At 62.1% G+C, this 8412-nt stretch carries 10 protein-coding genes; 8 read left to right on the forward strand and 2 right to left on the reverse strand.

What is annotated here, in order from left to right; genetic code table 11:
- The 5 genes from J0I64_RS06935 to J0I64_RS06955 all read left to right on the forward strand — a co-directional run.
- Window positions 1-295 (forward strand): ABC transporter permease subunit (locus J0I64_RS06935; protein ID WP_291406867.1); only part of this gene is annotated, 295 nt, incomplete at its 5' end.
- Window positions 292-1158 carry an ABC transporter permease gene (locus J0I64_RS06940; RefSeq protein ID WP_291406868.1) on the forward strand — a complete coding sequence of 289 codons (867 nt, stop codon included), beginning with the start codon at window positions 292-294 and terminating at the stop codon, window positions 1156-1158. The genes J0I64_RS06935 and J0I64_RS06940, both read left to right, overlap by 4 nt.
- The gene (locus J0I64_RS06945) at window positions 1158-2135 is read left to right on the forward strand and encodes an ABC transporter ATP-binding protein (protein ID WP_291406869.1); all 978 of its coding nucleotides are present in this window, start codon (window positions 1158-1160) and stop codon (window positions 2133-2135) included. Before J0I64_RS06940 ends, J0I64_RS06945 begins: the two co-directional genes overlap by 1 nt.
- Window positions 2136-2137: 2 nt before the next feature.
- Window positions 2138-2953 (forward strand): dipeptide/oligopeptide/nickel ABC transporter ATP-binding protein, encoded by an 816-nt coding sequence (locus J0I64_RS06950; RefSeq protein ID WP_291406870.1) that lies wholly within the window; start codon window positions 2138-2140, stop codon window positions 2951-2953.
- Between the two features lie 97 nt (window positions 2954-3050).
- Entirely contained in the window at window positions 3051-4355 is a 1305-nt protein-coding gene (locus tag J0I64_RS06955; protein ID WP_291406871.1) for an aspartate aminotransferase family protein, read from the forward strand.
- Window positions 4356-4425: 70 nt separating this feature from the next.
- On the opposite strand, the gene J0I64_RS06960 is transcribed toward J0I64_RS06955, so the two are convergent.
- On the reverse strand, window positions 4426-5121 hold the full coding sequence (locus J0I64_RS06960; protein WP_291406872.1) for a DedA family protein: 696 nt from the start codon (window positions 5119-5121) through the stop codon (window positions 4426-4428).
- 319 nt (window positions 5122-5440) lie between these two features.
- Here J0I64_RS06960 and J0I64_RS06965 point away from each other — a divergent pair, with 319 nt between their 5' ends.
- A complete protein-coding gene (locus tag J0I64_RS06965; protein WP_291406873.1) occupies window positions 5441-6034 on the forward strand; it encodes a GNAT family N-acetyltransferase in 594 nt (197 codons plus the stop codon).
- Here the strand turns inward: J0I64_RS06965 and J0I64_RS06970 are convergent.
- On the reverse strand, window positions 6031-6681 hold the full coding sequence (locus J0I64_RS06970) for a DUF2161 domain-containing phosphodiesterase (protein WP_291406874.1): 651 nt from the start codon (window positions 6679-6681) through the stop codon (window positions 6031-6033). The genes J0I64_RS06965 and J0I64_RS06970 overlap by 4 nt on opposite strands.
- Window positions 6682-6887: 206 nt before the next feature.
- Between J0I64_RS06970 and fabZ the strand changes: the two genes are divergently transcribed.
- Entirely contained in the window at window positions 6888-7337 is a 450-nt protein-coding gene (gene fabZ, locus J0I64_RS06975) for a 3-hydroxyacyl-ACP dehydratase FabZ (protein ID WP_291406875.1), read from the forward strand.
- Between the two features lie 44 nt (window positions 7338-7381).
- A complete protein-coding gene (locus tag J0I64_RS06980; protein ID WP_291406876.1) occupies window positions 7382-8335 on the forward strand; it encodes an NAD(P)-dependent oxidoreductase in 954 nt (317 codons plus the stop codon).
- Window positions 8336-8412: the final 77 nt, after the last annotated feature.

An 8412-nucleotide genomic window follows, 5' to 3' on the forward strand; every position in this document is an offset into this window, starting at 1 on the left:
CACCGGCATGACGCGCATGCAGGCGCTTTTGCAGGTAGGCCTCAGCAATGCTGCCCTGCCCATCGCCACCGTCGTCGGCCTTCAGATCGCCGAACTCATCGGTGGCACGGTCATCATCGAGACCGTGTTCTCCCTGCCAGGCCTGAGCCGCATGATCCTCGCCAATGTCGCGGCGCGCGAAGTGATCGTCGTGCAGTCGACCGTCATGCTCATCATCATCTTCGTCATGCTCATCAATCTCATCGTCGACCTGCTTTATGGCGTGCTCGACCCGCGCGTGAGGCTGGCACGATGACCGCTGTATCGACTTCGGAAACTCCCGCTAAACCGAAGCGTCGGCGTCGTCGCAACCTGACGTTGACCATCGGCATAGTCGTGACCATTGCCTTCGTCGTCATGGCGCTCGCCTCGTTCTTCTATCTGCCGCACAACCCGAACGTCCCGCGAATTCCCGATCGATTGCTGCCTGCGGGGGCGCCCGGCTATCTCCTGGGCACCGATGCCCTCGGCCGCGATATCTTCTCCCAGTTGATGGTAGGCGCGCGGACCTCGCTGATGGTGGGCGCCGGCGGCGCATTGATCAGCCTGATCGTCGGGACCATAGCCGGCCTTTCGGCTGCCGCCTTCGGCCGCATCGCCGACGAGACCATTTCTCGTGGCGCCGACATCATGCTCTCCATTCCCGGCATGGTGACGGCCCTCGTTTTGGCCGCCACGATCGGCTCGGGTGCCCTCACCACCATCCTGGCGCTCTCGGCCTTCTTCACCCCGTCCTTCACCCGCGTCATTCGCTCGGCGGCTCTCTCCGTGCTGCAGGAAGATTTCATCACCGCGGCACGGCTTTATGCTCGCCCAACCTGGTTCATCCTCCTCCGCCACGTTCTGCCCAATGTCGCTGGCGTCATGATCGTGCAGTTTACGCTCTATTTCGCCGCCGGCATCCTGACCGAGGCAGGGCTGTCCTATCTCGGCGTTGGCGTTACCCGCCCCTCGATTTCCTGGGGCATGATGCTCAACGAAGCCCAGCAGCAGGTCGGTATTTCCTCGCCGCTCGCCATGTGGCCTGGGCTTGCCATTGTCATCGTCGTGCTCGGGCTCAATCTCCTGGGCGACGGCCTTCGCGATGTGCTCGACCCCAAACTGGCGCGGAGGACATGATGACCACGGCCCCCGCAATCGAGGTCAAGAACCTCATCGTCGGCTACGAAGACCTCAATGCCGTGCGCGGCGTTTCCTTCTCGGTTCCGGCCGGCGGCCGCATGGGCCTCGTCGGCGAGTCCGGATCGGGCAAGAGCATGACCGCGCTCGCTCTCATGGGCCTGCTGCCCTCGGGTTGGCAGGCGCGCGGCGAGGTTCTGCACGATGGCGTCAACCTCGTGACCCAGTCTGACAAGGCGCTGTCCTCGCGTCGCGGCAAGACCATTTCAATGGTCTTTCAGGACCCTATGTCGTCGCTCAACCCGGTTCGGCGCGTTGGCGATCAGATCGCTGATGTCATCCATCGGCACAGCGACGTCAGCAGGCGCGAAGCGATGCGGCAAGCCATCGACCTGATGGTGCAAATGAACCTGCCTCGCCCCGAGCAACTGGCCCGCTCCTACCCGCACCAGATTTCGGGCGGGCAGAAACAGCGCATCATGATCGCGATGGCACTTGCCTGCTATCCGCAGTTGATCATTGCCGACGAGCCGACCACTGCACTTGATGTCACCGTGCAAAAGCAGGTCTTGCGGCTGCTTAATGCCGCCACCCGCGAACGCAACAGCGCCTTGCTGATGATCACCCATGACCTGCCCGTCATCGCCGCCATGTGCGACACGGTTGCCGTCATGTATGCCGGCCGCATCGTTGAATATGGCCCGGTGCAGGAGGTTTTTCGCAATCCACGCCACCACTATACGCGGGGCCTTCTCGACTCCCAGCCGACCATGGACAATATCGCTCTCGACGGCACGTCGCGGCTCGTGTCCATCCCTGGCATGGTGCCGCCACTGCAGCGTCTGCCCTCGGGCTGCGCCTTCCATCCCCGCTGCCCCGCGGCGACGGACAAATGCCGCGCCGAAATGCCCGAACTTGCCGCCAATGGCGCGGCCTGCTGGCACCCGGTTGGCGCCACCGCAGCCGTGGAGGCATGACCATGTCCGACCGCCGCCCGCTTCTCGCCATGCAGCAAGTCACCCAGGCCTATAGCCTGCCCCGCACTGCGCTTTTCTCGCCGCCCGGCAGCTTCACCGTGCTCGACAGCATAGATTTCGACGTCTGCGCTGGTGAAGCCGTGGGCCTTGTCGGCGAAAGCGGCGCTGGCAAGACCACGCTCACCCGCATCCTGACAGGGATGGAACGTCCACAATCGGGCCAGGTGATGTTCGACGGCACCGACATCTGGGCCGCAGGGCCAGCCGCGCGCGCTAATTTCCGGCGCTCGGTGCAGATGGTGCTACAGAACCCGCGCAGTTCCCTCGACCCACGCATGCGCGTCGGCACCGCGCTGCTCGAACCCATGCGCAGCCTGCGTATAGAGGGTGACCACGTCAAGCGCTTGCACGAAGTCCTCGATCAGGTTGGCCTCGACAGCAGCGCCCTCGAACGCTTTCCGCATGAATTCTCGGGCGGCCAGCTCCAGCGCATCGCCATCGCCCGTGCGCTCATGCCCAATCCGCGTGTGCTCGTTGCAGACGAACCGGTCTCGGCGCTCGACGTTTCCATTCAGGCGCAGGTGCTGAACCTCCTGAAAGACCTGGTTCGAGACCTCAATCTAGGGCTTGTCTTCATCGCCCATGATCTCTCGGTGGTCGCCTATACGACAAGCCGCGTTTCCGTCATTGCCGCAGGCCGCATTGTCGAGGTCGGCCAACCGGTTGAGCTGTTCACGCGGCCGAGCGCACCGCAGACAAAGAACCTCGTCGATGCCGTGCTGACGGTCGAATCCGGCCTTTCCGGCGCTGCGCTTTAGGAACTTCCGCAAACTATTCCGCACCACGAAATGCCCCGGCGTTTACCTCGGCGGCCTCGTGGTGTGTTTTCGAACAAACAATCCGAGGAGCAGCGAAATGCTGAAGTTCGACGAGTCCGCACGCATCATCGCGTCCGAGTCTCGCTATGTGGCCGGCGGCGTAAATAGCAATTTCCGCCTGGGCATGGGCCATGGGCCGCTGGTGTTTACGCACGGCGAAGGCGCCTATCTGCACGACGTCGATGGCAACAAGATCATCGACTACTATTGCGGCATGGGCGCCATGGTGCTTGGCCACAGCCCGGCAGGCGTGCAGGCCGCCGTCAAGCAGCAGGTCGAAAAGGGCATTCTCTTTGCCGGCCAGTCACCCATCGAATATGAAGCCGCCCGCATCATCTGCGAACGCATTCCGAGCGCCGAGCGCCTGCGTTTTGGCTCCTCCGGTTCCGAAGTTGCTCAGGCTGCCATGCGCCTCACCCGTGCGGCCACCGGTCGCCGCACCATCGTAAAGTTCGAAGGCCACTACCACGGCTGGTTCGACAATATCCTCTGGTCGACGGCCCCCAGCCTTGCCGATGCCGGCCCGGCGGACGATCCCGCGCTCGTTATCGGCAGCAAGGGCCAGAGCACCGCTGACGCGGAGGGCCTCGACGTCCTGCAATGGAACGATCTGGCCGCCGTCGAAGCGCGTCTTGCCCGTGGTGACGTAGCCGCCGTGCTGATGGAAGCCGCAATGTGCAACCAGGGCGCCATCTCGCCCATGCCCGGCTATCTCGAAGGGGTACAGGCCGCCTGCCGCAAACACGGCACCATCCTGATCTTTGACGAAGTCATCACCGGCTTCCGCCTCGGCCAGAAGGGGGCCCAGGGCCGCTTCAACGTTACGCCCGATCTCTCGATCTTCGCCAAGGCGATCGCCAACGGCTTCCCGGTTGCTGCCATTGTCGGCCGCGCCGACCTTATGGACATGTTCGCCACCGGCGGCGTGCTCCATGGCGGCACTTTCAACTCGCAGCCAGTTCCGATGGCCGCAATGGTCGCGACCCAACAGGCTTTGACGCCGGAGCACTACGAGAAGACATCTGTCTATGGCACGCGCCTCCGCGACGGCATCCGCTCGATCCTGTCCGAAGCCGGCATCAAGGCGCAGGTCACCGGCTACGAACTGATGTTCCACATCGGTTTCGGCCTTGATGCGCCGGCACGCAACTATCGCGACCTCGCCCGCGCCGACAAGGCCGGCTATGCCCGCTTCGCCCAGGCCCTGCTGCGTCAGGGCGTGCGCGTGCTCGAACGTGGCGCCTGGTTCGTCTCGTCCGAGCACAATGACGAGGTCGTCGACAAGACACTCGAAGCTGCACGCATTGCCGCTCGCGAAGTTGCTCCGACGCTTCCGAACTGACCTGAGCCAAATGAAAAAGGCCGGCGTGGTTGAAAACCACGCCGGCCTTTTGCTGTCTTCGACGCGAAACCTAGCTGCTGGTTCGGCCCCAGCGGCGCTGCAGGGAGCGGCCGAAATCGCCCATCAGCGGGGCGAAAAACAGGATGATGGTCCTGTGGTAGTGGATCAGCAGGAAGAGCGCCGTCAGCACCGCGGCGCCCACAATGATCACCAGTTCCAGCGATAGACCGATGGATTTGAGCCAGGCCGTCAGCAACATGCCCGGCAGGATATGAGCCGCCGCCCAGGCGAATGCAGACGAGACGTTGATGATGGAAAACCAGCGATAGGGCATGCCCATCATGCCTGCAATCCCGGGCACCACCGCTTTGACGCCGGGAATGAAGCGGCCGATGAAGACCGACTTGCCGCCATGTTTGGCGAAGAACGCCTCGCCCCGCGACAGCAGGTCGAGATAGTTGCGGAACGGCCAGATGGTCTTGACCCTATCCTTTAGCGCAAAGCCGACCGTGTAGGAGATCGCATCGCCGATGACGGCGCCGAGAACGGCGGCCAGATAGATCTCCCAGAATGGCAGCTTGCCCGTCGCAATGATGCCGCCGACCAGCAGAAGCACCGGAGTGGACGGGACGAACAGGCCCAGGATGAACACGGCCTCGCCAATGGAGACGAGGAAGATGAAGCCGATCGAGAGCCAGAAATTGTCCGAAACGGAGTTCAGGAGCGTCTCAAGCCACACCGAGGTGGAATGAAGGAATTCGATCATCAGGGCAGCCGATCAGAAAGGCCGCAGACAGGCATGGACGAGGTCAAAGCACTGCCCCGCCGGTAACTAACTTCAATTTTCGACATGCGCCCTCAAAGCACCGGTTCTCCTCCTCGGCTTGGAAACCGGGAAGCAGGCGCAGACTACGCCCGGCCGTTTCGCTACGCCAGCCATCTTCTGCACGGCACAACGAGATGTGTCAGACACAACTCAAAGCAGTTGAGAAGCGTTACGGCGGCTGTTGCACAGCAACACACAAAAGTGGAACGTGGCAAAGCGCCGAGACAAAACCAGGCATGCAAGAAGGCAAGGATATTTGATGTCGCCCCAGATACGTCAGGCCCGCCCGGAAGACCGGGCAGCCCTTTTCTCCATCTGCCTGCTGACGGCCGACGCGGGCGGCGACGGTTCCGCTCTCTATTCCGATCCCGACTATCCCGGGCTGATCTGGTCGGTGCCCTATCTCGAATTCGAGCCTGAGCACGCCTTCGTGCTCGACGATGGCGGTGCCATCATGGGCTACGTTGTGGGCACCAAGAATACCCGAGCCTTCGAACAGCAACTGGACGCCGACTGGTGGCCGGTGCTGGCCGAAAAATATGCCGGCCGCGACGCCGTCGCCAAAAATGACGGCAGGGTGCTCGAATATATCCGCCACCCCAAGCACGCCAAGGCTCCGCTGGCCGACAACTATCCCGCGCACCTCCACATAAACCTGCTGCCCGCCGCCCAGACGGGCGGCTGGGGTCGCAAGATGATCGAGGCCGAGTTGGCTTCACTCAAGGACGCCGGCGCCAAGGCCCTGCATCTCGGCCTCAGCCTGACCAATGATCGGGCCTTTGGCTTTTACAAGCATATCGGGCTGAGCGAGATCGGCCGCGACGACGCCATCTGGATGGGCAAGACGCTTTAGGTCTGCGGCGGCACTACTGCGGCCCGGCCGAGCTCGGTCAGGCCGTAGACGCCGCGGCTTTCCCGCACGAACCAGCCATAGACGTTGCTCCGGAGGATTGTCGGGGCCCTGACAACGAGCGCCTTCAACTGCTTTGGGCTTTGCGGCCCGGCAAGGAGCGCGGTCGCGCAGACAATGCAGTCCTGCCGATATGCGGTCATGATCGGCTTGCCGCGACCCCCACCCTTCTGGGGATCGCCAACGCGGCGCTTGTGCTCGTCGAGCAGCCGGGAGCGCCGCTTTGCGTCCTTGCGGGGCGTCGCCGCAAAGGGCGCAACGATTACATCGATCGTGCCCATCTCTGAAACGGCGATGAGCCCAAAGCCGAGGCGCCGGCAAAGATTGCGGAAGCGCGCATCAAATTCGCGCCCGCGCCGGGTCTTCGACGCACTGGCGGCAAGCCAGACCTCGTCGCAGAATGTCGCCCGTTGCACGCCCTGCATGACAAGCTCGAGATTGAAGGCAAGCTTCATCTCGCAAACCACGACAACCGGCGGATCGCCCTCCTTCACGCCGACAAGATCACATCCATTGACCTCGCCTTTGACGGAATAGCCGGCGGCTTCCATGAAGGCCTTGAGCGGAAGGTAAAGGTCGGTCTCGGCCATCGGGTCCGTTTGCGTCGTGACGTGGGCGAACCCCTCTTATCCGAGTCTTCGCGCCATGGCAGGGTCCGGTGACGGTCGGCTTCGGCGGCCAACGAGGACATTTGCGCCCAGCAATCTCTGCAATAGGCCATTTCAGGCCTAGGCATTGCGCTGCAATGTAGTATTCCCTCGCACCAGATGCGTCTCGTTTTGAAGGACTTAGCGAAATGGCCGAATTGAATGCCATGGAAATCGGTGAACTGCTGAGCGTCATGCCGCACCGCTTCCCCATGCTCATGCTGGACAAGATCGTTTCCATCGACGGCGACGACAGCGCGATCGGCGTAAAGTGCATCACGATCAATGAGCCCTGGGCGCAGGGGCACTTCCCTGACCGGCCCATTTTCCCCGGCGTGCTGATCATCGAGGCTATTGCCCAGACTGCCGGAGCCATCGCCCTGCGTGGACAGGACGAGGCGAGCGGTACGAACACGATGATGCTGCTCGGCGTGGACGAAGCCAAATTCCGCAACCCGGCGCATCCGGGCGACGTCATCCACTTCCACCTCAAGAAGGAACACCGCCGACGCCAGGTCGGCCGCTACCGCGGCATCGCCAAGGTGGGCGACAAGATCATCGCCGAGGCGATGATCACGGCAATGTTCATTCCGCAATAGGCCGCACGACATCCTGGCTCTCTGGGCGAAAGGGCGAAGTATACATGACCGTAGCGATCATCAGCGGCAGCGGCTTTCTCGGCCGGCACGTGGCCCTGCGACTTCTGGCTCACGGTAAAAAACCACTGGTCGTCCACCGGGGACTGGAGAAGGCCAACCTTCCAGATAGCGTCGCCATCGCCCACGCTGATCGTGTCGATGAAGAGCGTCTTGCCGATATCCTCTCCGCGAATGATGTAAATGCTGTCATCGACATCTTCGCGCTCAGCGCTGCGAATACGCTCGGCGTCATGCGCGCCGCAAAACGCATTGGCGCTCGGTACGTTCTGACCAGTTCGGTCGACGTCTATTCCAATTATGCCGGTCTGCTCCGTAAGGGAACGGCGCCCGTACGAATAGAACCAGCGACAGAAGACTCTCCACTTCGGCAGATGCGCTATCCCTATCGCGGCAATAGCCGGCGACCAGCTGGGGTCAGCGAGGACCTCTTCGAGAATTATGACAAGCTCGTTCTGGAAGAAGCCCTCGCCGGGATGAGTATGGACTGGTCGGTCGTGCGGCCACCTATGATCTTCGGCCCCGACGACAAGCAACGCCGCTTTGGCTGGATTGTCGACAATGCAAGACCCGGTGTCGCCTTTGCTATCGACGAGCGCGCCTATGGCTGGCTAAACTCTTACGGTTACGTCGAAGACGTCGCCGAGGCTATGGTTCTTGCAGCAACGCACCCGAATGCCGCCGGGCAAATCTACAATGCCGGACAGGATTTTGTCCGACCTGCCCATGCATGGGCCGAACGTGTGCTCCCACTCCTGGGGCTAAATAACCCTGTTGTAAAAGCCGATGCCGGCAGCGGTGTCTGGGCCGATCGCGCGGACGCCATGGATCTGACCTATCCGCTGACTCTCGACACCAGAAAAATCCGCCAGGAGTTGGGCTTTGCTGAGGTCGTAAGCGAAGACGTCGCGCTCGACCGAACGCTTTCCTTCTATCGCTGACACCGCAACGGCTACCGTCATCCCATTGACACAAATGGTGGATTGACCACCAAACGCGCATCTGTTTAGTCTTACTA

It is taken from the genome of Devosia sp. (genome assembly GCF_017307565.1).
Lineage (GTDB): Bacteria > Pseudomonadota > Alphaproteobacteria > Rhizobiales > Devosiaceae > Devosia.